Source organism: Porphyromonas cangingivalis, from assembly GCF_900638305.1.
In the GTDB taxonomy this organism is placed as follows: domain Bacteria; phylum Bacteroidota; class Bacteroidia; order Bacteroidales; family Porphyromonadaceae; genus Porphyromonas_A; species Porphyromonas_A cangingivalis.
This window is the reverse complement of sequence record NZ_LR134506.1, coordinates 2,089,566-2,115,809: the sequence shown is the minus strand read 5'-3', so window position 1 is coordinate 2,115,809 and position 26,244 is coordinate 2,089,566. Positions and strand designations below refer to the sequence as shown.

The following is a 26,244-nucleotide window of genomic DNA, read 5'->3' as shown; positions in this document are numbered from 1 at the left end:
AATCATGGATATCGAAATACAGAATATACGAAGAGACTTCACCGTGGGCAGTCTCTCTCGCAGCGATATGCCTGCCGATCCTATCGTCAAAGTCGAAGAGTGGCTTGCCGAAGCCATCCGTCTCCAAGTCATTGAGCCTACGGCCATCATCTTGGCTACAGCCGATGCGCAGGGTCGCCCTGCTTCTCGCACGCTCTTGCTGAAGGAGATCCACGACGGACAATTTATCTTCTACACCAACTACGAAGGCCGTAAAGGTAAGCACATCGCCGAGAACCCTCACGTCTGCATCACCTTCCTCTGGCACCAACTTGAGCGTCAGATACACATCGAAGGTATTTGCCGTCGTGTCGCTCCCGAGGTGTCTGATGCCTACTTCGCCCAACGCCCCTACAAAAGCCGTGTCGGTGCAAGGATCTCGCCACAGAGCCAACCCATACCATCACGTACGTTCATCATGTCGGAGTTCGTCAAAGAGAGTCTCAAGTACACCGGCCGCACCGTACCCCGACCCGACAACTGGGGTGGATATGCCGTCGAACCGTCTCGCATAGAGTTTTGGCAAGGTCGCGAAAGCCGTCTGCACGATCGCTTCCTATACCAAAAGCAGGCCGACGGCACATGGTCATTGGACAGACTTGCTCCCTAAGTTCGCAACAACACAGACACACAACAAGGCCACACATACGTCCCCACCCCAGGCACGGGAATTAGGACCGCCGTATCCCCCCGTTTCGGATCGATCACCGTCGACCGAAGCGGGGGGCTTTTATTTGAGGATATGACGTACTGAAAAAAGTCGTACGACTCGATGAAGAAAGTCGTTAAGATCGATGACGAAAGTCGTATAACTTGATCTCGACCATCCTACGACCTTTTCTCATCAGAGTCACTCCCGATCTAAGTCGTGAGCAAATAAACGCAATCGAGAGCACGTACCCACTCAAGCAGATCGAGTCTACTTGACAGATTCGTCCAAGAAAACAGCCTTCGATCTTTGAAACCTCATCGTTTTTCTTTATATTTGCAATAAAGAAAGATGGATAAAGGTCGTGTCGGGCGATCGGGGAACTCGTCATTCTTTTACAATTCCGAGATCTTTGGCAAGCATAATGGCGGGCCGCAATCTTTCGAGATTATCTCCGAAAGGGGGTACGGCGGATTACAAAGTGTACGTCAACCTCAAAACTTGTTTTCTTGGAGTTTCGTCACAATCTCCCGGCGCGGCTATCATATAGAAAGCTACCTTGTACACAGCATTCTTCGGCTACAAGGTAGTTTTCTCGTATATAGGATATCGATCCGAAGTGTGGATCGGTGAGGGTTAAATAATGATTCAAGACAGTTTATTTATGTTTCGCATATTCAAAAAATCACTGTATATCGTACCGCTTCTCATTGTTGCGGTATGTCTGCCGCTATTTGTCGGCTGTAGCACGGGCATAGATGATCTCCATACCAACAGGGGACCCGGAATTTACGAACAAGTTTATGACATCACGGTGTCGCGACCAAGTGTCATCACCTTCACATTCGAGACAACACGCCACGAGTTTGTCGTCATCAACGACGAACGGACCCATGTCAGTCAAAAAGTTGTTTTCGATGCCATGGGAAGCAATAGGTATCGTATCGCAAGCCAAAGATCCGAAACCGGTCTGAAAGTGACGGTCAAAGTCGCCCCAAAACATACAGGGTACGCACTCATAGAGACTTTTGCGCAGGGATTCCTCAATGGCAACAAAATCCATGAGCACAGAGATCGGGCCAATATCGGTATCCATGATCCGGACGATGCCCGAGTGACGGTCATGGGCTTGGGAGACTTTGCACCCTGACAAGACAGTAGAAGATGACAGGATCAAGACCGGACTTGAAGTCCATCACGGGGGACGGGATGTACCTCCAAGTACTTGGCTGTGGATCGGCCAAGCCGACATTGACCCACCACCCTTCGGCTCAGATATTGAGGCTCAGGGAGAAGCTCTTCCTCATTGATTGTGGAGAAGGGACGCAGTTGCAGATGCTCAAGTACAGGGCTTCGTTCGCACACCTGCACAGGATCTTCATATCCCACCTGCACGGAGATCACTGTCTGGGTCTACCGGGATTGCTCAACTCGATGGCACTCCTCGGCACCACCCATCCCGTACACATCTATGGTCCCAAAGGGATCAAGAGGTATGTCGACATGATCATCGACCTCTTCTGCCGTGAAGATGCCGAACGGATCATTGCTCACGAAATCATCCCTGATGGGTGCAAAGAGATATACTCGGACAAGTCCGTATCCGTATCTGCCTTCAGGCTGGATCACAGAGTGCCCACGATAGGCTACTTATTCAGAGAGACTCCACTTCAAAGACATCTTGACAGGGCTTCGGCAGACTTCTATGGTGTGCCGATGGCGTACTTCGGAAGGATCAAGCAGGGAGAGGACTTCGTTCAGCCTGATGGCACGGTCATCCCGAACGACCGTCTGACAAAGGCCCCAAGGGCTTCGTACAGCTATGCTTACTGTTCGGACACGGCATATAGGGAGGAGATCATCCCTCACATAGAGGGAGTAGATCTCCTCTATCACGAGACGACGTTCGAAGCCTCTCACACCGCACGTGCCGAAACTACGAAACACTCGACCACCCATCAGGCAGCTCAGATAGCAAAGTTGGCAGGGGTGGGATCACTATTGATCGGACACTACTCGGCTCGTTATGGTAGTCGTGAAGACATAGAACGGCTCAGACAAGAGTGTTTATCCATATTCCCCCAAGTCATCGCAGGTGACGAAGGGCTCATCATCGACTTCAAATCTCTCTCAAAATAGCACGATCCGAAAGGGTCGTGTTTCTTTTTTATTCCCCAAAATATCCAAAAATGAATCGAAAGAGAATAAAAAGGCATATATTTGCGTAGTCAAAGTCTTCCGGAAATGCTAAAAAGGGTGCACGATAAAGGTATTATACAAGACATCCCTCCGGCGTCCGAAAGTGATTGACACCAAAGAGAGTCCAATAAAAAACTAAAAACTACAAAACCAATCTATGAAGAAAATAATGCTCGTTGCATTCATGATGATCGCAGGTATCTTCATGGCTAATGCGCAGACAGTAAGAAAGGGAGACAAGATCGTCAATATCGGTGTGGGGTTCGGAACTTACGGTAAAACCACCTCGTTCCCTCCCCTATCAGTATCATTTGACTATGGAGTGAAGGACAGACTCTTCGATAACAAAAGCTCTATCACAATCGGTGGATATGCAGGCTTCCTTTCCAACAAGACCGAATTCACTTTTCCGACCTACTCTTACGGATGGAAATACAACAACTTCCTAATTGGTGCTCGTGGAGCATTACACTATGAGTTTGTGAGCAAGCTTGATACTTATGTAGGATTAATCTTGGGTTACAACATCGTCACTGCAAGCTACTACAGCAGTGGAACCGGCACCCCTATCAATTCTGCAACAGGAAGTGGCTCATTCTACTCTACATACCTTGGAGCAAGGTATTACGTAGCCCCAAGATTTGCAATATTCGCAGAAGTAGGCTACGGTCTTTCGGCACTCGAACTTGGTGTCTCATTCAAGCTCTAATCAACAAAGTATTTACTGTTGGACTTGACGATAAAAAGACCGTCCTTGTACGCTTATTGGTACAAGGGCGGTTCTCTTTTTCTCGTTCACCAATGGTCGGCCGTAACTGATCGGCGTGCGGTGGTTGGGGAGCTCTTACTCCGACTAACGCCCAAAGAAGCAACCAAAAGGCTTGAAAGTCAATAGAAAACACGACAAGAAGATTGAGATTCATTTATTTATGTGTAACTTTGCAGGCTGAGGCTGCATGGTTGCACCCTTTTTTTCGTACACAACTAAAGATTTCACACATTTGAAAACATTTGAAGCATTGGGCATCTCTGCCCCTTTATGCGAAGCTATCAAAGAGATGGGCTTCGAGTCTCCCATGCCCGTGCAGGAGGCTGTCATACCTCATCTGCTCGGTGGAGGTATAGATATCATCGCACTTGCACAGACCGGTACAGGTAAGACTGCGGCTTTCGGGCTTCCCATCCTACAAAATATAGACACCTCCAAGCGTTATCCACAAGCGCTCATCCTATCTCCCACCCGTGAGCTCTGCGTGCAGATCGCCAAAGATCTCGCGAACTACAGCAAGTACCTCGATGACCTCAATGTCGTCGCTGTCTATGGTGGTGCATCCATAGAACTGCAGATGAAGCAGATCTCCAAGGGGGTACAGATTGTCGTTGCGACCCCCGGACGTCTCCTTGACCTTGTCCGTCGTGGAGCTCTCGATCTCTCGAAGATATCGGATGTTGTCCTTGACGAGGCAGACGAGATGCTCAACATGGGTTTCTCCGAGAGCATCGATGAGATCCTCAAAGAGATCCCCCAAGAGCGACACATGCTCCTCTTCAGTGCCACCATGCCCGAAGAGATCGCTCGCATCACCCGTCAATACATGCACGACCCCAAAGAGATTGTGGTGGGCGAACGCAATGTCACAAACAAGAACATCCGCCACCTCTACTATATGGTCTCGGCCAAGGACAGATACCTTGCCCTCAAGCGCATAGCAGACTACTACCCAAGCATATACGGTATCATCTTCTGCCGTACCAGACGAGACACGCAGGAGATAGCGGACAAGCTCATACAAGATGGCTACAATGCGGATGCGTTGCATGGTGACTTGTCTCAGCAGCAACGTGACTACGTGATGCAGAAGTTCCGCGTGCGCAATCTCCAGCTCCTCGTCGCCACAGACGTCGCTGCTCGCGGTCTGGACGTGGACAACCTCACGCACGTGATCCAGTTCGGGCTTCCCGATGACCCGGAGTCTTATACCCACCGCAGTGGCCGTACGGCTCGTGCCGGCAAGAGCGGTATCTCGATCTCTATCTGCCACTCTCGCGAGAAGGGTCGTCTTCGCGACATTGCGAAGCTGACAGGCGTCGAGTTTGAGAGGGCTCATATACCATCAGGCAAAGAGATATGCGAGAAGCAGTTGTACAACTTCATCGATGGACTCGAAAACACCATCCCGGACGATGAGCGTATCGCTCCGTACATCAATGGGGTGATGAATCGCCTCTCTTGGTTGGACAACGAGCAACTCATCCGTCGTGTCGTCTACATGGAGCTCGAACGCCTCATCAAGTACTACGAGGATGCGGAAGAGATCCAAGAGGTCAGCGAGAAGAAAGAACGAGCTGTCGAACGTGAACACAAGACACGAGAAGAGCGTCGTCGTGGAGTGGCACAGAAAGGCTTCGAGCGACTGACCATCAACTTCGGCAAACGTGACAAGGTCTACCCCAACACCCTCATCGACATCATCAACCGCTGTCTTGGCAGTTTTGTCGAGATCGGTAAGATCGACATCTATGAGTCTCGTGCTTACTTTGAGGTGAAGAAAGAAGATGCCTTCACCGTCATCGATGAGATGAACAGCTATGATCTCGGCGGTCGTCGCATCAAGGTCGAGATCGCGAAGCCCGAAGCCGATCGCAAAGAGAGCCGTGGCGAATACAATCGTGGCAAGCGAGATGGCAAACGGAAAGAAAATCGCCAGTTCACCTCCGGTTTCCGCCGTGAAGGCAAGCGCAAACGATAACAGACACAAAAAAGAGGGTGTGCCAAAATCTGCATTTTGACACACCCTCTGATGATAGTAGCCCCGAGGAGAATCGAACTCCTATTTAAAGTTTAGGAAACTTCCGTTCTATCCGTTGAACTACAGGGCCTCATTGACGGTACAAAAGTATAGTTTTTTTAGATGATATGCAAGGAGAAAAGCCGACGATATCCGTAATTACGGTTTGTTACAACGCTGCCAAAGAGCTGGAGAAGACCATCGCCTCGGTCAGATGTCAGACCTATCCTCATCTCCAATACATTGTCGTGGACGGAGAGTCGACGGATGCGACCCCACAACTCTTGGAGCGACACAAGGCAGACATAGACATCATCCTCAGCGAGCCCGACCGTGGCATCTACGATGCGATGAACAAAGGCATCGACCTCGCCACCGGAGACTACCTCTGCTTCATGAATGCCGGTGATGTCTTTCACCGTGAGGACACTCTCCAAAGGGTCTTTGACCAAATAGGCAGTGATCGTCCCGGGGTGATATTCGGAGATACAGACATCGTCGATGAGTCGGGGAAGTTTATCCGAAGACGTCGCTTGTCCCCACCGGAAGTCCTCACCGCAGGTAGTTTCCGAAAGGGGATGCTTGTCTGTCACCAGTCATTCTACGCCCGCAGAGACCTTGCTCCTCACTACGACCTCTCCTATCGTCTGTCGGCAGATGTGGACTGGTGCATCAAGATCCTCCGTCGATCCACTCACAATCACAACACCCACCTTACGCTCACCGACTACCTGTCCGAAGGTGCGACGACCAAGCACCACCGTGCCTCATTGATGGAGCGTTTCGCGATCATGCGCAAGCACTATGGGCTCATCTCCACAGTGTGGAGTCACCTCTACTTTGTCATGAGAGCCATCTTTGTGAAGTAAAAAACGATCTGCACAAAAATAAATAGGCATCTGTCCCTATCGGACGGATGCCTATTGTCGTTTATGGAAAAGAACTTTTTTTTGCCTTCTCCGCCTTGTGTCAGAGGAGGAAGGAGAGGTTAGATCTTATTGACCTGACCGACGAACATCAACTTGTCACTACCGGCATGAGTGATGGCGAAGAAGAAAGGATGATCCACCTTGAACTCGAAGTCGGGCGTTGTTGGAGATGTCTTTATACCGATGACGGCAGTGGCTGCCGCAGCTTCGACACCGGACTCATCCCATCCCACCATACACTTCTGCACGATCTTGTCGATCCGGAGCTCAGGGTTGTCCATCATGTTGATCAAAGCATTGGGACGAAGCATGGAGAGCAAGCCGAGCTCTTCGGCATCTTTCGGTCTGACTCTCTCCATGAGGAAAAGCTGGTCTGTCGTGAATTTGAACTTTGGCAGGTGGACAGACACATTGAGTTGGCGAGAATACTTCTTAAACACCTCATGAGGTGCATACTTGGTCAAGAAGTCAGAGGTCAGAGGTGCAGTCTTATCCTTCGGAAGGATGATGTCCACAAAGAAAGCACGGCCCTCTGTCGGTATCCTCAAGATCTGCACATCAGGCAGATCGACAAAGGTCTCGGTCATCACTGCCCTCATCATCTTCACGCTCTGCTCTTTGCCTTCTGCGTTGACGAACGTCCCATCCACGGTCATGCGAGAGTCAAATGGAGCCTCCCACGGGCTCTTGAAATAGAGCGCATTGACAAGGATAAACGCAAGCTGATCGGTGGCGATACCGGGAGAGAGCAGATCTTTGATCTTGCCGTAAGTCTTACGCTCCACCCAGTTGTTGATGTGCCCGACGGCCTCAATCTTCGAGAGGTCAAGGACACTCATACCCGCATCGAAGTATTCCTTCAAGACCTTTGGGTATTCAGGCTTGACTTCGCGAGCACTGTTGTCATCGATCCAAAGAGAGTTGGAGACGAAGATCCTCTGATAAGCACTTGAGGTCTCCATGTGCCTTGTCAAGTGCTTATGATAGGCGGGGATGTGAGATCTCTGCTCCTTATCCCATCCCATGGTTTTGAGGATATCGGCAAGGACGTCGTCATCTGCACCGACAGAGACCATCGCAAGAGCGTAGTCCCAAGACAGCGGAGAGATGATCAGATTTTTGCCCCTCATTCTCCGCGCTTGTTGAGCGAAGAGTCTGTAAGCAAAGTCATTGCTACCTTCGACAAGAGCCTTCTCCTCAGAGGATATGGGGAGCTCTTCGGCATTGGGGATGACCGGTGGCTCCGCTCCCAATTCAGGTAGATCGACCTGCGAGAGGACCGTCACCTGATCTGCAGGCAGAGGGCCACTCGGGTGTTGGGGAATGTGGGACTTGTTCTCCTTGCAAGCAGCGAGGAGCATCACGACAAGTCCGACAAGGTAAATCAAATGTCTTTTCATGTCTGTTCGGTTATTATTAGATGTTTTCTACTTCGGATGCTGAGGCCTCCGACCTCCACCCCACATCATCTCATCGGGGCAACCCCCTTTACTCATTAAATGCTCGAAATATCAGAACCTTGCACACCGATGAGGCATTATTTTTCCCAAAAGTAACTCTTGCTCATGGGGAGCATCAAAATACCCAATTTGAGGTACGGCAAAACCAAGGATATGTCTTTCATTTAAGCTACATTTGCAATAACAAAACTCCGGCAGAAAACAAAAAAGACCTCTGCCCATCCATTCACAAGATAAACTACACAAACACCATGTTAGGAAAAGAACTCTCAGCTTTCGGCCGCCTTCTCGACACGCCTGAACTCATGCTTGTACACATCGAACTCGATACAGACAAGACCGTCCCCGCACACGACCACAGAGGTCAAGAAGTCTTCTTCACCGTCGTTCGTGGACAGGTCGAAGTGACCCTCGATGGTCAGGAGAAGCACCTCCTCATCCCGGGCAAAGTACTGCACTTCCCGGGAGAAGCGAGCATCAGTGCAAGAGCCATCGAGCCAAGCGAATTTTTCGTTTATCTCATCAACAGACGATAAGACCGCCCTCCAATGGATGCAGATAAAATCCCCCAAGAAGACCTCTCGACCCCGACATCGGACGGCCTCGATCTCACGGACACGATCACGGGAGAGACCAGGCTGGCAGACTTGCTGAGGTCGTACCCATGGCTCAGGGATAAGCTCCAAAGCATCAACCCTGCGTTCAAGATGCTCACGACACCGTTTGCCCGACTGATGATCCCCAAGGTCTCCGTGGCCATGATGTCCGAACGCTCCGGCACAGACCTCGAAGAGCTCATCACAAAGCTTGGACAACTCATCGCAGAGCACGAGCGGGCAAAATAGCCCCACAAAAAAAGTCGTTAAACTCGATGACGAAAGTCGTAAGATTCGATGAAACGAGTCCTACGATTCGATATCGAGGATCCAATGATGTTTATTTGGGAGGTGATTCATCCCATGGATGCCCGACTTTGGCAGGTCATGCTTTAGGATCAGTAGCCCGGTATAAGAAAAGTCTCATACACAGACAAAAGAGTGAGATCCTGAGGACACATCGGTCGGTCCACATCAAGCATGGTATCAAAATAATGAGCAGAAAAGTCCGAAAAAAGTTTACCGTTTATTTGGAAGATCAAAATAAATGCGTACCTTTGCAAAGTCTTAGAGAAATCAGGACAACAATCGGGCTCTTAGCTCAGCTGGTTTAGAGCATCTGCCTTACAAGCAGAGGGTCGGCGGTTCGAATCCGTCAGGGCCCACAAAACTTAAAGTGTCGGTAATCATACTCCAAAAGTTGATTATCGGCACTTTTTCTTTTTCACCTCCCATCGACAACAGGCATTGTCGAGCGATCCCAAGGGAGCTGTGTCAAAAAAAAACGAATCTTGACACAGCTCCCTTGGAGTATATTCAGAGGGGGTAGACGGCAGGATCGATCAAATGCTCCGCACATCACCAAACAGCACGAAGCCCCACGGCAGTCTTCAGATCACACAACATCGCACGGTGGACAAGGCGTTTTTTTTTCGTAACTTGTCGAGAGATCAGAAGCAAACCTCTCTCAACGTGTCAAGATATGGATCATTTGGTATTTTTGATGGCAGTACTGCCGGTAGTATTTATGGCGCATGACTTCGAAGAGATCATCATGCTTGAGAGCTGGCTGCGTGATCATCGTACGGAGCTGAGATCACGCTACCCACGTTTCGAGCAGTTTGTCGCACGGCAAGGGCTTTTCGGATGCTCGACTTCGGCCTTTGCAGTAGGGGTCTTGCACGAGTTTGTCTGGCTCTCTACCTTCTCTCTTTGTGGCGTGTACTTCGGGCTGTATGGGCTGTGGTTTGCCGCCTTCACAGCTTACTCCGTGCACCTCCTCATACACATGGGGCAGTGGCTGATCCACCGTGGTTATATCCCTTGCATCATCACGACCGTACTGACATTACCCTACTGCATCCATACGTTTGTGGTATTCGGGCAAAAAGACCTTCTGCCCCCGGGCGAAATGCTTTCGTGGGGCATGGGAGGTATATTGGTGATGCTTGCGACCTTCCCGATGGCATTTTTCTTGATGCGCAAATTTGCTCAGTGGGAGAGGAAGATATGATAAATGTCGTACCTTTGTGCGTGCAATTTTGAGACTCTATGTCTTTAGTCCCAACTCATTTACACGGTTATGATTAAAAATTTGCCCATCCCACAGCTTTTCAAGGATTTGAAGCACTACAACAAGGAGACATTCTTCAAGGATCTCACTGCAGGCATCATCGTCGGTATCGTCGCCCTGCCGCTGGCCATCGCCTTCGGTATAGCCAGTGGTGTATCGCCTACGGAAGGTCTGATCACAGCCATCATCGGTGGCTTCATCGTCTCTTTCCTCGGTGGTAGCAAAGTGCAGATCGGAGGCCCTACCGGAGCATTCATCGTCATCGTCTACGGTATCATCGCTCAGCATGGTATCGACGGGCTTGCGATCTCGACGCTCATGGCAGGCTTGATGCTGTTGCTGATGGGATTTTTGCGTCTCGGGACGGTCATCCGCTTCATACCTTATCCCATCATCGTGGGATTCACTTCGGGTATTGCAGTGACGATATTCACGACTCAAGTCAAGGACATCCTCGGACTGACGATAGATAAGATCCCCGGAGACTTCCTCGGCAAGTGGGAAGCCTACTTCGCACACCTCGACACGTGGCAACCTCTTTCGCTCGTCTTTGCGGTAGCGACGGTGCTCATCATCGTCCTGCCCCCGAAGCTTTCGAAGAAGATCCCCGGGTCGCTCATCGCTCTGATCCTCCTCACCGTCGTGAGCTACTTCTTGGGGCAGTACACGGACATCTCCACCCCCGACACCATCGGTGATCACTTCACGTTCACGAGTGCACTGCCGGAGTTTCGTCTCCCGGTCATCTCCATCGAACGCTTGCAGGCACTCCTCCCGAGTGCGTTCACCATCGCCATGCTCGGTGCCATCGAGAGTCTCCTCAGTGCTTCGGTGGCGGATGGGGTCATCGGTGCCAAGCATGACTCGAATACCGAACTGATCGCTCAAGGGGTGTCCAACGTGGTTGTGCCATTTTTCGGTGGCATCCCCGTGACCGGAGCCATTGCTCGCACGATGACCAACATCAACAACGGCGGACGTACCCCGGTCGCAGGCATTGTCCACACCATCGTCCTACTGCTCATCCTCCTCTTCCTCTCACCACTGACGGCATACATCCCACTGGCTGCACTTGCCGGAGTGCTGGTGATCGTGTCGTACAACATGAGCGGTTGGCGTTCGTTCGTAGCCTTCTTCAAAGGGCCCAAGAGTGATGTCGCAGTCCTCCTCGTGACCTTCATCCTCACCGTCCTCATCGACCTCACCGTCGCCATAGAGATAGGTATGCTCTTGGCCATCCTCCTATTCATGCGCCGCGTGATGCAGGTGTCCAACATCAGCAAGCACGAGACCGACTTCGACCCTGCCGGAGGAGCTGAGACCCTCACCCGTGAGACCCTCCGCCTACCCGAGGGCGTGGAAGTTTACGAGATCGACGGACCGTTTTTCTTCGGTATTGCGAACAAGTTTGACGAGACCATGAGGACGATAGCCACCAAGCCCAAGGTGCGTATCATACGTATGCGCAAGGTGCCGTTTATCGACAGTACAGGGCTCCACAACCTCAGCATCATGGCAGACCACCACAAGGGCAAAGGTATAGTGATGATCCTCAGCGGTGTGCGTGACAATGTAAGACTTGTCATAGAAGACTCGGGATTGCTCGAAAAACTGGACAGAGAGAACATCTGCTCGGACATCTTCGAAGCTCTCGAACGTGCAAAAGCACTCTCTCACTCATAAAACTCAACAACAACTTACCGAATGAAGATAGGATCGATAGATTTTGGCGAACGCCCTGTCTTCCTTGCCCCGATGGAGGATGTCACAGATGCGTCCTTCAGACTGCTGTGCAAGGAGTTTGGCGCAAGCCTTGTATATACAGAATTTGTATCTGCCGACGCCCTCATACGTGGCATAGGATCGACGGTGCGCAAGATGCAGGTCGCCGATGTCGAACGCCCCGTGGCCATACAGATCTATGGCCGTGACACGGAGACAATGGTAGAGGCGGCAAAGATCAGCGAAGAGGCACGACCCGATATACTGGACATCAACTTTGGCTGTCCTGTCAAGCGTGTCGCAAGCAAAGGTGCGGGATCGGGCCTCCTGCGCAACATCCCCCTCATGCTCGAAATCACCCGAGAGGTCGCCAAGGCGGTCTCCATCCCCGTGACTGTCAAGACACGCCTGGGCTGGGACTGCAACGATATCGTGATCGACACCCTTGCCGAACAACTCCAAGATGCCGGAGCGGCGGCGATCACCATCCATGGTCGCACACGGAGTCAGATGTACAAGGGCGAAGCGGACTGGGAGCCCATCCGTCGTGTGGCGAACAACCCTCGCATCACCGTCCCCATCATAGGCAACGGTGACATCATCACGGGCGACGATGCTTTGATGAGGTTTGAGACCACGGGGGTGGATGCGGTGATGATAGGCCGTGGAAGCATCGGAAGACCTTGGATGTTCGAAGGGGTGATGGCTCGCCTTCGTGGCGAAGAACGCCCCCGCCACGACTATGCGTGGTACATCGATGTACTCAAGCGACAGGTCAATGAGAGCATCGACAAGTGTGGCGAATATGGGGGTATCTTGCATATCCGTCGCCACATCGCAATGACACCGATATTCAAGGGGATTGCGGACTTCAAAAGTATGCGCATCGCCCTCCTCCGTGCCGAGAGTAAGGAAGAGCTCTTCCGACTCCTCGACGAAGTGCCTCAGAAGTACGACGTCTCCGTCGTCGACCTCGATGCTCCGACCAACTAAGCCGTCACGAGCAACCTGAAAGTTCTGCAAAATCACATCACAAAAGAGGGCGTGTCAAAACCTTTATCTTGACACGCCCTCTTTTATTGTATTCAGAATGCGAGAGAAACGAAGTGCAAAGCCCCTACCCCAAGGACATGACAGTACCCTCTGACTTACCCCGAGAGTCGAGTACACCAAATCATCGCATCCGTTTCGCACTAAAACTTTCAGGAAAGATTGCCGTCACTCTTGGTTAATTAAGATTTATTACTTACCTTTGCACCGCAATGAAGTGATTCATCTGCTTGTTTTCATTTGATTTTCATAATTGACAGTAAGGATTCGCTAGCTCAGCAGGTAGAGCACATCCCTTTTAAGGATGGGGTCCTGGGTTCGAGCCCCAGGCGAATCACGAAGGTAGAGGAACTCGTGAGAGCTCCTCTATCTTTTTTTTATTGTATCCGCTGTCGAAGGGGGATGCGTCAGACAGAGCCCCTGTCACACAAGGACGATCAAGACTTGACAAATAGAAAGTATGACGATGGACGCATCATCGACGAGAGACAAAGAAACTACGCATGAGCTCCGCGCATTCGTCTGCAAGGACTCCGGAGGTAATGAGGGTCTTGGGATGAAAGATCTCCTTCGAAAAACGTGAAAATCCACTCTTTGGCTCGTCTGCACCCCAAACGACACGTGTGGGACGAGCCCAACGGATAGCCCCGGCACACATCACACAGGGCTCGATGGTGACATAGAGGGTGCAGTCGGTGAGAAACTTCGATCCGAGATAGTTCTGAGCAGATGTTATCGCCATGAGTTCGGCATGAGCCGTGGTATCCAAAAGAGCTTCGGAACGATTGTGGGCACGAGCGATGACCTTGTCGTTGCACACGATGATGGCACCGATGGGGATTTCGCCCTCTTCGGCAGCTTGTCGGGCCTCAGTAAGTGCAAGACGCATGAAGTATTCGTCGTTGAGGAGAGGTGCGTTCATAGGCCTCCGGTGAGTTCGTCTTCCTCGAAGATCGTAGGATAGTGGATATTGAGCTTGCTGAAGACCTCGGTAAGGATGAGACGTCGGAAGTATTCGGACTTATTGGTGATCTTCTGCTTCTTCACGAAGTGTTGCACGAGTTCGTACTCCGATGGTGTGAGCATGAGAGCGAGAGGGCACTCTCGCTTTTCCTTCCTTACCGATCCCGAAGACTTGGTGTGCTTGGGTTTGGACGTCTTCACAGCCATGAGAGAGGTAGATTTATTTATCGTTCCACTTCAATGAAAGGACAAAACACTCTTTCCCATCACTGCCCTTGACACGCATCTTATCGCCTTCGGCAGTAGCACAATGCTCGACGGTGAGCGTATCGCCCCAGAAGGCTTCGTTGACGAAATGGAGATCCGCCCGGTGCACGTAACTTCGCTCAAACTGCTCCAATCCGATACAGTCTATTGCGAGTGAGACCCATACGGCAGTATTGACGTGCTTGTTCATGTCAAGGTCGGAATACCTGACTTGGTGATCGAAAGATGGGACGAAAGTCTCCATGCCCTCGATGAGCTTGCGAGGGATCTCGGGGATGTTGACAGGCGGAATGTCACGTACACACACATCACGAGTAATCACATTGGAGATCGGAGTGGGACGACGTGAGGAGAGATCGATGGCCACCCAATGACTCAACCCTGTCGCAACGACCTGACCACCCTGAGAGATGACAAAGAGACGACGAGTGACCATACCGTCTCTATTGAGGACTCCGGTAGAGATATCGATAGGTCGCCCGACCTTGATGGGCTGATCCATCTCTACACTGAGTCGGTAAAGAACCCATGTGTACCCACTCTTATTGAGATCCTTGATACCGAAGCCATTGGAGCCGGCGTGCTCTCCGGCGACATGGATCATCCTGCTGATGACCTGTGCCAAAGGATAGTCTTGATTGAGATCCAGATGAAAGGGCCATAGCTCAAACCGTATGGTAAATAAGTCAAAAATATCGTCTATTCTCATTGTCTTCGTTGATCGTATGTTTATATCCTTATGGGACGATATATCCCTGAAAAGCGTTTCTGATCTACAAAGAAACACATTATTGACCAATCTTCGGAATTTAATATTTAGTTTTTTTGACTTATCGTCACACAACCTATCCTATTGAACGCATGAGGGTAGACGGCAAGATGGCCGGACTCGGATGAGGACATACCCTTATTGCACGGACAAAGGCGACTTGGTCGGGGCTTGTCAGTTCGAAAAATAATCGTAACTTTGCGGTGGGTAAGTCCTATACGGCCAGCTCCTGATGAATCCCCCAGGGCTTGACCGCAGCAAGGGCAGTCGGTTGTAGCGGCGCGATATAGTCAGCTTACCCTTTTGCCTCTTTAGCTCAGTTGGCCAGAGCACGTGATTTGTAATCTCGGGGTCGTTGGTTCGAATCCGACAAGAGGCTCAGAAAAAGAAAGAAGAAGTTCATCACCGGTGATGAGCTTCTTCTTTTTTGTGGTTACTTCGAGCAGGAGAATAAGCGTTTGCGAGTACGCTGTGCCTGCATCTCAATCTCATCGGTACAGTACTTCGAGACAAGTTTCAGTACCGTCGTCGCAACGACAAGGTCATCCGCAAATCCCAGTACCGGTGCAAGGAAGTCAGGTATGAAATCGAAAGGAAAAATGAAATACCCCAATGCCGCAGCGATGTGCAACTTACGATGAATCGGCGTGGTGGGAGCTTTCATCACATAGAACAGGCGCAGGATCGGCAAGAGGATTTCTCCGGCAGCCTTACCGGCCACACGCTTGAGCTTGTCAAACAGCTTCGTCTCCGAGAAGTATTTGGCAAAGCGAGGGATATCGTTGAAAAAGAGGGCTTTTATTTTTTGTGCTTGCATTCTGTTTTGTTACTTTTGTGGTTATGATGCTAAATTAGTCAATTCGGACGAATAGTCATAACATCAAAATCTTAGCCGGAGCACGATCTCCCCTCATTCAGGCTTCAAAACCGATGTAAATCGATACCTATCAAGCCAATACACACAAGATCGACGAACTTGTTAATTATATAAAACGCTCTTGTCTTATCGATAATTCTTCGTAAATTTGAATAGTGGAACATTTTGATTAGGAATGTCCCTATCACAATATTAAGGATAACAAAGACAAATATATTATACGCGTTATGGAGAATACAACATCATCTAAAGCATTCTTTGATGAAAATCTCGTCCAACTTCAAGATAATATGTACAGCTTTGCGCTCTCTCTGACAGCAGACAGAGAGACAGCTGAAGACTTGAGACAGGAGACAACGCTCAAAGTCCTCTCCAATAGAGATAAGTACAGAGAAAACACCAACTTCAAAGGTTGGGTCTTCACTGTCATGCGCAACCTCTTCATCAACAACTATCACCGCATCATACGCACCCACTCGATCATCGATGCCAATGCCGATCTCTCTTATGTGGGTTCGCAAAGCGACAATACCGGGATCAGCACGCCGTATCATGAGCTCAGCATCAAGGAAATCAATGGAGCGATAGAGACGTTGAGTGAAGATCTCAAGCAACCATTCTCGATGTTTTTGGCGGGGTTCAAGTACAAGGAGATCGCAGATGCCCTTGACCTTCCGATCGGGACGGTAAAGAGTCGTATATTCTTCGCACGCAAACAGCTACAAGGCATCCTCGCAGACTACGTGAAGTGATGCCGTATAAAAGCACAGCCGTGAAAGACTTTCACGCGGCCGGAGAGCCGGGATCGCAGTGCCTAAATTGATTATTAACTACAAAAGAAAGGAAAAAATTATGGGATGGATAATAACCATTATCATCGGGCTTCTTGCAGGTCTTATCGGTTCGGCAATCATGCGTAACGGCTCAATGGGCTGGATCAAGAGCATCTTGCTGGGTTTGGTAGGTAGCGTTGTCGGCAAGTTCGCTTACGGACTCTTCGGCATGTCGGCCGACGAAGGCTTCTGGGGTCAACTCGTGGTGTCTACCATCGGTGCTTGTTTGATCCTGTTCATCGCCGGGCTATTCCGCAAGAAATAAGGACTTCCTGCCTCTCACAGCCTCATGAAGGACTGACCTGAGAGTATGAACAACAAGGGGATGTATCGAGACGATGATGTTTCGGTGTGTCCCCTTTGTCATTCCCAATATGACAAGACATTTCATAGAAAAGTCCTCCGCCCAATTGAGCTCACACCCTTGAGACACTCAGGACTCGACATCCAACCGATAGCCAATACCCCTCACACTACGAAAGCGTATCCCTTCGTCAAACCTCAATAGCTTCCTCAACATACTGATAGCTGTATATACACCTGCAGGCGAACTGACAGAGGAGTTTCGTCCCCAGACGTTCTCCATGATCTCATCCATCGTCACCTCTTCGCCCATACGATCCATCATGGCCCGAAGGATGGAGCATTGGATGGGGCTTATGGATGCGACCTCGTTATTCGGATAAAAGATCAGCCCTCTTTTGAACGAAACCTTGAGTCTGCCCAGACAAGACAAATCGGCATAGACCGCATCCGCAGGTGTATGACAGCTCTCTTTCTTGTCGATATAAAGATGTGCGTAAGCTTGGAGAAGACTTGCTGTGAGAGGTTTGCCGACAAAGCCCATTGCCCCCGCCCTGATCCCTTTCTCTCTCGTCTCAGCGTCGGTGTGCGACGAAATGAGAATGACAGGCAGGGTCGGATGATCCGACTTCAATTCGGCACAAATTTCTATGCCACTCTGCCCGACACCAAGGTCGATATCCAAAAATAAAAGATCAGGAGCAAACGCCCTTATAACCCTATCCAGCCCTGTCGGTGTGGAGAGATACAAAACCTCGAAACCAAGAGCACCAAGCTGCTCGGCCAACTCTTCTCCGAAGTAGACGGTATCATCTATGAGAAGGATTTTGACTTTGTCACTTTTCATGGGTTTATTCGTTTTTGAGGGACAGAGAAGGAGAAGCGACTGCCGTCAACGGTCTTCTCGTATCGAAGAGTTGTCTTCATAGCCTCCATGAGTCTGCAGATCGTCATGAGCCCGATCCCGTTACCTCTTTGTGACGAAGCAAGCTCTTGGATGGTCTCGTTCTTTATGATCATACGTTGCTTGTCCGTGGGAAGACCTCCCCCATTGTCAGAAATGAGGATCTGCAAATAGTCCTCAGTACTTTCTGCCTGTATCGTTATCCTCGGAGTGGGCCCCGAGTAGCGTACCGCATTGTCCAGCAGTATCCGCAGTATGAGCTCAGTCTGACGGATGGGCAGGATGTACCTTATCCCCTCTGTGAAGGAGTGTTCGAAAGTGATGTCCTGTGTGGCATAAGTATGGATGAGCTCACCCTCTATGGTGTCTATGATGTCTTCGAGATAACACACCCCATAATCCTCTTCGTGGATGTGCGTAAGCCGAGGTATCGCGAGCAGCTCATCGACTTTATCGATGACTTTGGCGACCTGCAAATTGCCATGATTGATTTTCTCAAGCACTTGCGGCTTCTCCCCAAACGAGTGCCCCAACTTGTCCAACAAGGCATGAGTATACGACAGAGGAGTCTTGAGATCGTGTATGAGTCCGAAGAAATACTGTTCGTTGCGTCTCTGTGCATTTTGCTCCTCTTCGATACGCCGAAGCAACTTCCAGAAGCTCCAAATAACCATGGCTACAACAATCATACTGACAATACTCACGAGAACAAATCCCATGATCTTGCGAAACTCTCTATTTTGCCCTTTCAGGCGTATAGTGTAGACCTTGCCATCCGCCATCACTGAGTAATCGGCCGAAATGTCACCACTCACCCAACTCTTTCGGAGCGTCTTTGTGATGATCGAAACAGCCCTGCCCGTACTATCCTTGTCAAAAGTCGAACTCCACTCGACGACAGCACCCGATTCTCCAAGCAAGGTATCTACCCTCATCATGGTACCATCCTTCGTATCGATCTCGACGAGATCACCATCTTTGATGTCGATACTGAAGACCTTCGATGCTCCACCAAGGACCTTGGCTCCGCCCCGTGAAGCAGAATCTGCAGAGAAAATCGAGATGTCATAAAAGGCTTTTGCCGAAGGTATCTCCACCTCATCCGTCTGCATCTTACGGCCGGTCACTTCTCCCAAAAGGCTATCCATGCGATATTCTGTCTCCCTGGTGAGTGATCTATACTCAGAGACCAACCAAAAGATCTGTAGGCCGACAAAAGCCAAAGACGTAAGTATGACAAGAAGCAGATGACTGTGTATGTTTTTGTTGTGTCTCATAGGATGTATTTTACGCAAAACAAAGATAAGACTTCGAGACACAACAAATCTATCGAAACTAATCAAAATAACCCCTCAATGCCTCCTTCTTCCTCAAGCAAAGCATCTCTAAGAAGTAAAAAAGCAGGGTAAATTGAAACAACGAGTTAAACAACCTTGTTGTGAGACTAAGGGGTGATTTCATCCCATGATTTATGTTTATATTTGTGATGTATAAGTTCTCTTTGAGGCTTATATGCAGGCTCATAAACGAGGGACGACCGCTTTAGCCCCCGAGCCGTCAATATCCACACACTCCTATGTCCACAATCCAAACATCATCCGACTCATTCGGGGTCAAGAGGATCCTCCAGATATCAGGACCCGTCTTTATCTCCCTGATGGCTCAAAACATAATAGGTATCACCGATACGGCATTCATGGCACATCTGGGCGAAGTAGAGCTCGGTGGTGCCGGTATGGCGACACTTGTCTACTTCTGCATCTATACTCTGGGGCATAGCCTTGGGACGGGGACACAGATCATCGTCGCTCGTCGCTATGGCGCAGGCCAACACGATGGCATCGGCAGGGTGCTGTCTCAGAGCTTCATCATGCTCGTGGTATCGGCAGTCATCCTTGCTCTCCTCGGTGGCTGGATCGCTGCACCCCTCTTCGACGCCATCCTCTCCTCTAAAGCACTCTCAGCAGTGGCTACAGAGTACATGGACATAAGGGTATGGGGCTATCTTTTTGCATTCATCTCGGTCGTATTCAGGGCATTCTATCTTGGCATCGCACGCACAAAAGTACTGACATACAACGCTTTTGTAATGGCGATCATCAATATATTTCTGGACTATGCCCTGATCTTCGGGCATTTCGGATTACCGGCCATGGGGGTGCGGGGAGCTGCACTCGCTTCGGTCATTGCCGAAGCAGGGTCACTACTTTTCTATCTCACCTATACAAAATATAAGGTAGACAAGCCGACCTACGGCATGACGTTCAAGGCAATGCGCGTCATCGACTTGACACTGATGCGCACCACCCTGCGACTATCGGTCTATCTGATGCTTCAAGCTCTGATCAGCCTCTCGGTGTGGACTGTCTTCTTCATTCTCATCGAGAAGTTGGGCGAGCGTGCCATGGCGATAGCATCCATCGTGAGGAGCTTCTATATACTGATACACGTCTCGACAAGTGCCTACGGCACGTCTGTAAGTACGGCAGTGAGCAGTCTCATCGGTGCCAATCAGAGCGAACGCATACATAAGAGTCTGCGTACTGTCGCCGGAGTGTCTCTGATGACGACGGTATCGATCTGTGCGATCATCATGATGTTCCCCGAGCAATTTTTGCGGATCTTTACGGATGATGCCCGTCTCATCTCGGAGACCATCCCATCCCTTTGGGTGATATGTATCGCGATGACCATCAGTTCTGTCGGCAACATCTACTTCATCGCAGTATCGGCTACAGGAGCGACCTCCAAAGCCCTCTCCATCGAAATGGCAACCATCATCGGCTATCTCATATACTCACTCATAGTGACACTCTGGGCACAGGCTCCGGTACACATCTGCTACACCGTCGAAATCTTTTATTACGCACTCGTTGGATGGTTGAGTTACAGGTTCATATCGACCGAAAAGTGGCGCGATGCCAAGTGGTCACAACTGACTTAAAGTCACTCAGGGAGGGCGAATACTTTATTTTTTATATCTTTGCCGTAGTAGTCCTCCCCTCATAGGGGGTATTATGTTTACATTAGGAATGAATATTATGAAACAGAAAACGTTTACAAAAATCCTGTTGGCAACGGCCTTGGTGATGGTATTTGCAGCGTGTAGCAGCCTCAAGCCGTTCGACGCAAAGTATGTCAAAGTCGAGCCTCAACCTCTCGTGGTCAAGGGCGGAAAAGTACCTGCCCGAATCACTCTCGACATCCCCGCGAAGTGGTTCCATAAGAAGGCAGAAGTACGTGTCACTCCGGTCCTACGTTACGCAGGTGGCGAAGCACAAGGCACGACTTATACTTTCCAAGGCGAGAAAGTCAGAGGCAATGGCGTCACCATCGCTTACAAGCAGGGTGGCAAGCAGACAATCACAAGCGAATTTGACTACATCCCGGCGATGCAACAGTCTGATCTTTACCTGACTTTCGAAGCTCGCATCGGCAAGAAGACCGTCAAGCTCCCCGCAGTGAAGGTCGGTGAGGGTGTCATCGCTACCGAGCAGATCGCAAGCCACAAGTATGCGACAGCATCGATCGCACCTGATATGTTCCAACGCATCATCAAGGAAAAGCATGATGCGGACATCAAGTTCCTCATCCAGCAGGCAGGCCTCCGCTCGGGAGAGCTCAACAAGGCGGCCATCAAGGAGTGGAAGGAGCGTGTCAAGGCAGCTGACAAGGCAGCCAACCAAAACGTAGACATCGAAGTACAGGCTTATGCATCTCCCGATGGTGGTTACGACCTCAACGAAAGACTCGCGGCTCAACGCGAAAAGAACACTTCATCTTACGTCAAGAGAACACTCAAGCAAAACAAGGTAGATGCACCCGTCAATGCTCTTTATACTGCACAAGACTGGGAAGGCTTCAAGACCCTCGTAGAGCAGAGCAACATCCAAGACAAAGACCTTGTACTACGTGTACTCTCTATGTATCCGGATCCTGAGGTGAGAGAAAGAGAGATCAAAAACATCTCTTCTGTCTTCAGACAACTCGCTGACGACATCCTCCCACAGCTACGCCGCTCAAGACTCATCGCCAACGTAGAGATCATAGGTAAGAGTGACGAAGAACTCGCTCGCATGGGTCGTCAGACGCCTGACCAACTCAATGTGGAGGAACTCCTTTACTCTGCGACCCTCTTTGACGACGATGCGACAAAGAAGGAAATCTATACCTCTGCTACTCGCATCTACCCGGAAGACTCTCGTGCATACAACAACCTCGGTACACTTGCTTACCGTGCAGGCGACATGAAGGCAGCATTCGAGCACTTCCACAAAGCAGCTATGATCGCAGGCAAGACCGGCAAGCCCAATGGTTCGACACTCATGAATATGGCTCTTCTTTCGGTAGGCGAAGGCAAGCTATCTGATGCCGAACAACTCCTCGGCAAGGCCGGAAACGTTGCAGAACTATCCTCGGCAATGGGTCTTCTCTATGTCCGCCAAGGCAAATATGCAGAGGCTGCAAGCCTTCTTGCTGACGAAGCATCCAACAATGCTGTCGTCGCTCAGATCCTCAACAACGACTACAACAAGGCTCTTGACCTCCTCTCAAAGATCAAGACTCCTGATGCGACCACCCACTACCTCAAGGCGATCATCGGTGCACGCACAGCACAGACAGACCTCGTACGTGACGGTATCGCAACAGCGGTGAAGATGGATCCAAGCATGGCAAAGACCATTGCTCAGGATCGTGAGTTCGCTAAGTATGTCGGTCAAGATTTCTTTAGGACACTCGTGAGATAAGACATCATCACACTTGATATAACTACGGAGGCGTGCCATCCCCATTTGTGGAGATGGCACGTCTCTTTGTTTATATCCATATTATTCATATAATTATTCCTATATTTGGAAGACATTGACAGAAGGCAATGATCAGTATGTACTAACCCCATCATTGTGTGACAAATGCATCATCCTGAGAACGACGAACAATACAAAGGCTTGAAGGTAAACGAAGGTGTCACAGACGCTCCCATCGTCAACCCCTATATGCAACGACGGAAACGCCCTGTCTATACCGTCGATGACTACGTTTCTGCCATACTCAAGGGAGATGTCACCATGCTCTCACGTGCCGTGACACTGATAGAGAGCTCACGCCCCGAGCACCATGCCATGGCTCAAGAAGTGATCGAGAAGTGCCTCCCCTACACGGGCAACTCTGTCCGCATAGGCATCACAGGAGTACCGGGTGCAGGGAAGAGTACATCGATAGATGCCTTCGGGATGCATGTCCTCAACCAAGGTCGCAAGCTCGCTGTCCTTGCCATAGACCCGAGCAGTGAACGCACCAAAGGGAGCATCCTCGGTGACAAAACACGCATGGAGACTCTTTCGAGAGAAAAGAATGCCTTCATACGCCCTTCTCCATCGGCAGGCTCTTTGGGTGGGGTGGCACGTAAGACAAGAGAGACCATCGTCCTTTGCGAAGCGGCAGGCTTTGACACCATCTTTGTCGAGACGGTAGGCGTCGGACAGTCTGAGACCGCCGTACACTCCATGGTCGACTTCTTCCTGCTCATACAACTTGCCGGGACAGGGGACGAACTGCAAGGGATCAAGCGTGGCATCATGGAGATGGCAGATGGGATCGTCATCAACAAGGCCGACGGTGACAACATAGACAAAGCCAACCTCGCGGCCTCTCACTTCCGCAACGCCCTGCATCTCTTCCCTCCCACGGAGAGCGGATGGTTTCCCAAGGTCATCACCTACTCGGGCTACTACGCCCTCAACATCGACAAGGTCTGGGAGATGATCGATGAATACTTGGACTATGTGAAGGGCAACGGCTACTTCCATCACAAACGCCAGCAGCAGGCCAAGTATTGGATGTACGAGAGCATCAACGAAGCTCTCACCAATTCGTTTTACAACAATCCCAAGATCAGAGCCCTGCTACCTCGGATAGAGGCGGACATCCTCGAAGATAGGATCAGTTCGTTCATGGCCAGCACGAAGCTCTTGGATCTATACTTCGCAGAGAAAGGAGGTGACCGGTGACACCCAAGACCATCTATGTACTGCTGTCCTTCATTGCACTCTTTTCGATGCTCCGACTTCCCGATATCGGACTACGTATCATAGGAGGACTACTCTGTATTGGCGGTATTTACTACATCATAGACAGATTGCGCAAGCACCGCCGACTCACCTTCATGCTCTTGGCGATGTGTTTTGTCGTGGTGGTCTTCAATCCTATTTTGACCATCTATCCATACGAAAATGCTCCCTTTTGGATGCTCTCACGTCTCATTGCGACCGGGCTCTTTTGGATCGCTGCACGTAGAGAGCCCCTCCCAACCCGATGAGCCACAATGCGCATCGCCCCTTTTGAAATATCGTTTTGATGAAGAAATAAACAAGTAGAACAAATCACCTACAAGAGACAACTGAGACCGTGTCAAAATTAGATTTTGGCACGGTCTCTTTTTTTAGACCTCTTCGGTTCCCTTCAAAAGTCATCATAGGTCTAAAAAAGTCGTTAGACTCGATAACGAAAGTCGTTAGACTCGATGACGAAAGTCGTTAGACTTGATGACGAAAGTCGTTAGACTTGATGATGAGGGTCGTTAGACTTGATTCAAAGTTCCCTACCCGACGAGAAGCCAAGGTCGTCTCATGTCACCCATCCACTTTACGAAGGCAGAGAAACTTTGCTAAAAATATAAAATTCACCCCTGACAATTAAGTTCAATATAAAAAAGACCGTGTGTTTATTTGAGTATTATTTTATTTATTATTACTTTTGCGCCCACCAACACACAGGTTTAAGTAAACCTTCTACAATAATTAGGACAAAACAACCACAGTAAAAGACAATAAGCTGACTCTGTATGAAGAGATACTTATTGTACTCATTAAACACATTTAATCATTTTTTCATCATGCAGAAACGTTGCATTTATTTGATGGCTACCCTTATCTTGTCATCTTTCGGATGGGTAGCGTGTAATGACATTGACATTGTAACTCCTCCCGGCCCAAGGGGGCATAGTGCCTATGAGGTATGGGTCGAAGCCGTAAAAAACGGAACGATCGTATGGAAGGAAGCAACAGACCTCCCCAACTATTTCAAGTACATCAAGGGTGAGAAAGGTGATGCAGGGACTGATGCCTATACCATTTGGGTGCAGTGGATCAAAGATGGCTCTGTCGATAACCCCAAGGTACCGGGGAAAAAATGGGATCCTGCAAGATCTTCAAAACAAGACTTCTATTACTTTCTCACCGGTGCTAAAGGAGAAGATGGACGGACACCATTTGTCAACGAAAAGGGAAACTGGCAGATAGGTGACAAAGACACCGGCATCCCTGCAAAAGGCGCGAAGGGTGACAAGGGTGACAAAGGTGACAAAGGTGATACCGGAGCCAAAGGCGAAAAGGGAGACACCGGAGCCAAGGGTGACAAAGGTGACACCGGAGCCAAGGGCGAAAAGGGCGACGCCGGAGAAAAAGGTGACAAAGGAGACACCGGAGCCAAGGGAGACAAAGGTGATGCCGGAGCCAAGGGCGAAAAGGGCGACGCCGGAGAAAAAGGTGACAAAGGAGACACCGGAGCCAAGGGCGACAAAGGTGACGCCGGAGCCAAGGGTGACAAAGGTGATGCCGGAGCCAAGGGTGACAAAGGTGATGCCGGAGCCAAGGGAGACAAAGGTGATACCGGAGAAAAAGGCAATCAAGGCAATGGGGACAGAGTAGAAATAAAAGAGGGATTCTGGTATATAAATGGCATAAATACCAACGTAAGAGCAGAAGGCCCAAAAGGTGACCCAGGTGTAGGTAAATCAGCTTACCAACTTTGGGTCGAAGAGGTCAATGCCGGCACCATCCGAGACAAGGATGGTGGAACTTGGCCAACAAACAAAACAGAACTCTCTCACTTTTGGGAATATCTCAAAGGGAAAGATGGTAACAACGCTGGCGGAGGCTCTTCGATGCCAATGGAAAAGACAAAGTTCAAAATCACTCAAGAGCCTACAATTGAAGATGACAATTCATCTTCAGGGGGAGGGAGTAAACAAGTATTTGTCCTCGTGATCGAAACAGATCCAGGAGCCACCGTATACTATCAAAATTCCGGCAGAAGTGGCTATGACGGATCACGACTGGATCAAATGACAATATACTCTCAAAAAGCGGAAAATAATGGAACCTGCACCTTAAAGGTCGAACTCTTTTCTCCTGAACAGGTAGTACATATATGGTCTGAAGCACCCGGAAAAATCCCATCTTACCAGCACCACATAGCATTAGCAGACTATATCCCTATGTAATCCCGTGATGGCCGTTAAATTTGGAATTGATAGACACA

General features: G+C 49.9%; 25 protein-coding genes and 4 tRNA genes. 21 read left to right on the top strand and 8 right to left on the bottom strand.

Annotated elements, in window-relative coordinates:
• Window positions 1-4 precede the first annotated feature (4 nt).
• From pdxH to EL262_RS08845, 5 genes are all read left to right on the top strand, one after another.
• Window positions 5-649: a pyridoxamine 5'-phosphate oxidase gene (gene pdxH, locus EL262_RS08865; protein WP_025836795.1), complete on the top strand. Its 645-nt coding sequence runs from the start codon at window positions 5-7 to the stop codon at window positions 647-649.
• 703 nt (window positions 650-1,352) lie between these two features.
• Window positions 1,353-1,838: a hypothetical protein gene (locus EL262_RS08860; RefSeq protein WP_078735485.1), complete on the top strand. Its 486-nt coding sequence runs from the start codon at window positions 1,353-1,355 to the stop codon at window positions 1,836-1,838.
• A 14-nt stretch (window positions 1,839-1,852) separates the two neighbouring features.
• A complete protein-coding gene (locus EL262_RS08855) occupies window positions 1,853-2,827 on the top strand; it encodes a ribonuclease Z (RefSeq protein WP_234983399.1) in 975 nt (324 codons plus the stop codon).
• A 217-nt stretch (window positions 2,828-3,044) separates the two neighbouring features.
• A complete protein-coding gene (locus EL262_RS08850; RefSeq protein WP_025836791.1) occupies window positions 3,045-3,596 on the top strand; it encodes a hypothetical protein in 552 nt (183 codons plus the stop codon).
• A 292-nt stretch (window positions 3,597-3,888) separates the two neighbouring features.
• Window positions 3,889-5,637 carry a DEAD/DEAH box helicase gene (locus tag EL262_RS08845; RefSeq protein WP_078735484.1) on the top strand — a complete coding sequence of 583 codons (1,749 nt, stop codon included), beginning with the start codon at window positions 3,889-3,891 and terminating at the stop codon, window positions 5,635-5,637.
• A gap of 58 nt (window positions 5,638-5,695) precedes the next feature.
• On the opposite strand, the gene EL262_RS08840 is transcribed toward EL262_RS08845, so the two are convergent.
• Window positions 5,696-5,767 (bottom strand) — tRNA-Arg (locus tag EL262_RS08840).
• A gap of 37 nt (window positions 5,768-5,804) precedes the next feature.
• Here EL262_RS08840 and EL262_RS08835 point away from each other — a divergent pair.
• The gene (locus tag EL262_RS08835; protein WP_025836789.1) at window positions 5,805-6,545 is read left to right on the top strand and encodes a glycosyltransferase family 2 protein; all 741 of its coding nucleotides are present in this window, start codon (window positions 5,805-5,807) and stop codon (window positions 6,543-6,545) included.
• A gap of 119 nt (window positions 6,546-6,664) precedes the next feature.
• Here the strand turns inward: EL262_RS08835 and EL262_RS08830 are convergent, their stop codons facing one another.
• Window positions 6,665-8,005 (bottom strand): serpin family protein, encoded by a 1,341-nt coding sequence (locus EL262_RS08830; protein ID WP_078735483.1) that lies wholly within the window; start codon window positions 8,003-8,005, stop codon window positions 6,665-6,667.
• Window positions 8,006-8,316: 311 nt separating this feature from the next.
• On the opposite strand from EL262_RS08830, the gene EL262_RS08825 reads away from it, so the two are divergent.
• From EL262_RS08825 to EL262_RS08795, 7 genes are all read left to right on the top strand, one after another.
• Window positions 8,317-8,601, top strand: a complete 285-nt coding sequence (locus tag EL262_RS08825; protein WP_025836783.1) for a cupin domain-containing protein — start codon at window positions 8,317-8,319, stop codon at window positions 8,599-8,601.
• A 12-nt stretch (window positions 8,602-8,613) separates the two neighbouring features.
• Entirely contained in the window at window positions 8,614-8,910 is a 297-nt protein-coding gene (locus tag EL262_RS08820) for a DUF1858 domain-containing protein (RefSeq protein WP_052101860.1), read from the top strand.
• Between the two features lie 341 nt (window positions 8,911-9,251).
• Window positions 9,252-9,326, top strand: a tRNA-Val gene (locus EL262_RS08815).
• Between the two features lie 317 nt (window positions 9,327-9,643).
• Window positions 9,644-10,174, top strand: a complete 531-nt coding sequence (locus EL262_RS08810; protein ID WP_025836781.1) for an HXXEE domain-containing protein — start codon at window positions 9,644-9,646, stop codon at window positions 10,172-10,174.
• A gap of 69 nt (window positions 10,175-10,243) precedes the next feature.
• The gene (locus tag EL262_RS08805; protein ID WP_078735482.1) at window positions 10,244-11,917 is read left to right on the top strand and encodes a SulP family inorganic anion transporter; all 1,674 of its coding nucleotides are present in this window, start codon (window positions 10,244-10,246) and stop codon (window positions 11,915-11,917) included.
• Window positions 11,918-11,938: 21 nt separating this feature from the next.
• Complete coding sequence (gene dusB, locus EL262_RS08800) at window positions 11,939-12,949, top strand: tRNA dihydrouridine synthase DusB (protein WP_036844312.1); 1,011 nt, start codon at window positions 11,939-11,941, stop codon at window positions 12,947-12,949.
• Window positions 12,950-13,270: 321 nt separating this feature from the next.
• Window positions 13,271-13,343: transfer RNA gene (locus EL262_RS08795), tRNA-Lys, on the top strand.
• A gap of 138 nt (window positions 13,344-13,481) precedes the next feature.
• Here EL262_RS08795 and EL262_RS08790 read toward each other — a convergent pair.
• The 3 genes from EL262_RS08790 to EL262_RS08780 are packed head-to-tail and all read right to left on the bottom strand — an operon-like array spanning window position 13,482 to window position 14,945.
• Window positions 13,482-13,928: a nucleoside deaminase gene (locus tag EL262_RS08790; RefSeq protein ID WP_025836779.1), complete on the bottom strand. Its 447-nt coding sequence runs from the start codon at window positions 13,926-13,928 to the stop codon at window positions 13,482-13,484.
• Complete coding sequence (locus EL262_RS08785; RefSeq protein WP_025836777.1) at window positions 13,925-14,176, bottom strand: hypothetical protein; 252 nt, start codon at window positions 14,174-14,176, stop codon at window positions 13,925-13,927. Before EL262_RS08785 ends, EL262_RS08790 begins: the two co-directional genes overlap by 4 nt.
• A gap of 13 nt (window positions 14,177-14,189) precedes the next feature.
• A complete protein-coding gene (locus EL262_RS08780; RefSeq protein ID WP_025836775.1) occupies window positions 14,190-14,945 on the bottom strand; it encodes an acyl-[acyl-carrier-protein] thioesterase in 756 nt (251 codons plus the stop codon).
• A 365-nt stretch (window positions 14,946-15,310) separates the two neighbouring features.
• Here EL262_RS08780 and EL262_RS08775 point away from each other — a divergent pair.
• Window positions 15,311-15,384, top strand: a tRNA-Thr gene (locus EL262_RS08775).
• Between the two features lie 54 nt (window positions 15,385-15,438).
• On the opposite strand, the gene EL262_RS08770 is transcribed toward EL262_RS08775, so the two are convergent.
• A complete protein-coding gene (locus EL262_RS08770; RefSeq protein WP_025836773.1) occupies window positions 15,439-15,822 on the bottom strand; it encodes a YkvA family protein in 384 nt (127 codons plus the stop codon).
• A 287-nt stretch (window positions 15,823-16,109) separates the two neighbouring features.
• Here EL262_RS08770 and EL262_RS08765 point away from each other — a divergent pair, with 287 nt between their 5' ends.
• Complete coding sequence (locus EL262_RS08765; RefSeq protein ID WP_025836772.1) at window positions 16,110-16,634, top strand: RNA polymerase sigma factor; 525 nt, start codon at window positions 16,110-16,112, stop codon at window positions 16,632-16,634.
• A 100-nt stretch (window positions 16,635-16,734) separates the two neighbouring features.
• Window positions 16,735-16,980 carry a GlsB/YeaQ/YmgE family stress response membrane protein gene (locus EL262_RS08760; protein ID WP_025836770.1) on the top strand — a complete coding sequence of 82 codons (246 nt, stop codon included), beginning with the start codon at window positions 16,735-16,737 and terminating at the stop codon, window positions 16,978-16,980.
• Between the two features lie 168 nt (window positions 16,981-17,148).
• Here EL262_RS08760 and EL262_RS08755 read toward each other — a convergent pair whose 3' ends face one another.
• Together EL262_RS08755 and EL262_RS08750 are read right to left on the bottom strand one after the other, a co-directional pair.
• Window positions 17,149-17,865: a response regulator transcription factor gene (locus EL262_RS08755; protein ID WP_025836768.1), complete on the bottom strand. Its 717-nt coding sequence runs from the start codon at window positions 17,863-17,865 to the stop codon at window positions 17,149-17,151.
• A complete protein-coding gene (locus tag EL262_RS08750; RefSeq protein WP_025836766.1) occupies window positions 17,862-19,199 on the bottom strand; it encodes a sensor histidine kinase in 1,338 nt (445 codons plus the stop codon). The genes EL262_RS08755 and EL262_RS08750 overlap by 4 nt, the downstream gene beginning before the upstream one ends.
• A gap of 299 nt (window positions 19,200-19,498) precedes the next feature.
• Between EL262_RS08750 and EL262_RS08745 the strand changes: the two genes are divergently transcribed.
• The 5 genes from EL262_RS08745 (at window position 19,499) to EL262_RS10210 (ending at window position 26,206) form a co-directional block, all read left to right on the top strand.
• On the top strand, window positions 19,499-20,866 hold the full coding sequence (locus EL262_RS08745) for an MATE family efflux transporter (protein WP_025836765.1): 1,368 nt from the start codon (window positions 19,499-19,501) through the stop codon (window positions 20,864-20,866).
• Window positions 20,867-20,963: 97 nt separating this feature from the next.
• The gene (locus tag EL262_RS08740) at window positions 20,964-22,670 is read left to right on the top strand and encodes a tetratricopeptide repeat protein (protein ID WP_078735481.1); all 1,707 of its coding nucleotides are present in this window, start codon (window positions 20,964-20,966) and stop codon (window positions 22,668-22,670) included.
• A gap of 165 nt (window positions 22,671-22,835) precedes the next feature.
• The gene (meaB, locus tag EL262_RS08735) at window positions 22,836-23,933 is read left to right on the top strand and encodes a methylmalonyl Co-A mutase-associated GTPase MeaB (protein ID WP_025836763.1); all 1,098 of its coding nucleotides are present in this window, start codon (window positions 22,836-22,838) and stop codon (window positions 23,931-23,933) included.
• On the top strand, window positions 23,930-24,241 hold the full coding sequence (locus tag EL262_RS08730) for a hypothetical protein (protein WP_025836761.1): 312 nt from the start codon (window positions 23,930-23,932) through the stop codon (window positions 24,239-24,241). Before meaB ends, EL262_RS08730 begins: the two co-directional genes overlap by 4 nt.
• Window positions 24,242-24,817: 576 nt before the next feature.
• The gene (locus EL262_RS10210) at window positions 24,818-26,206 is read left to right on the top strand and encodes an ICP22 family protein (protein WP_234983397.1); all 1,389 of its coding nucleotides are present in this window, start codon (window positions 24,818-24,820) and stop codon (window positions 26,204-26,206) included.
• The last annotated feature ends 38 nt before the right edge of the window (window positions 26,207-26,244 follow it).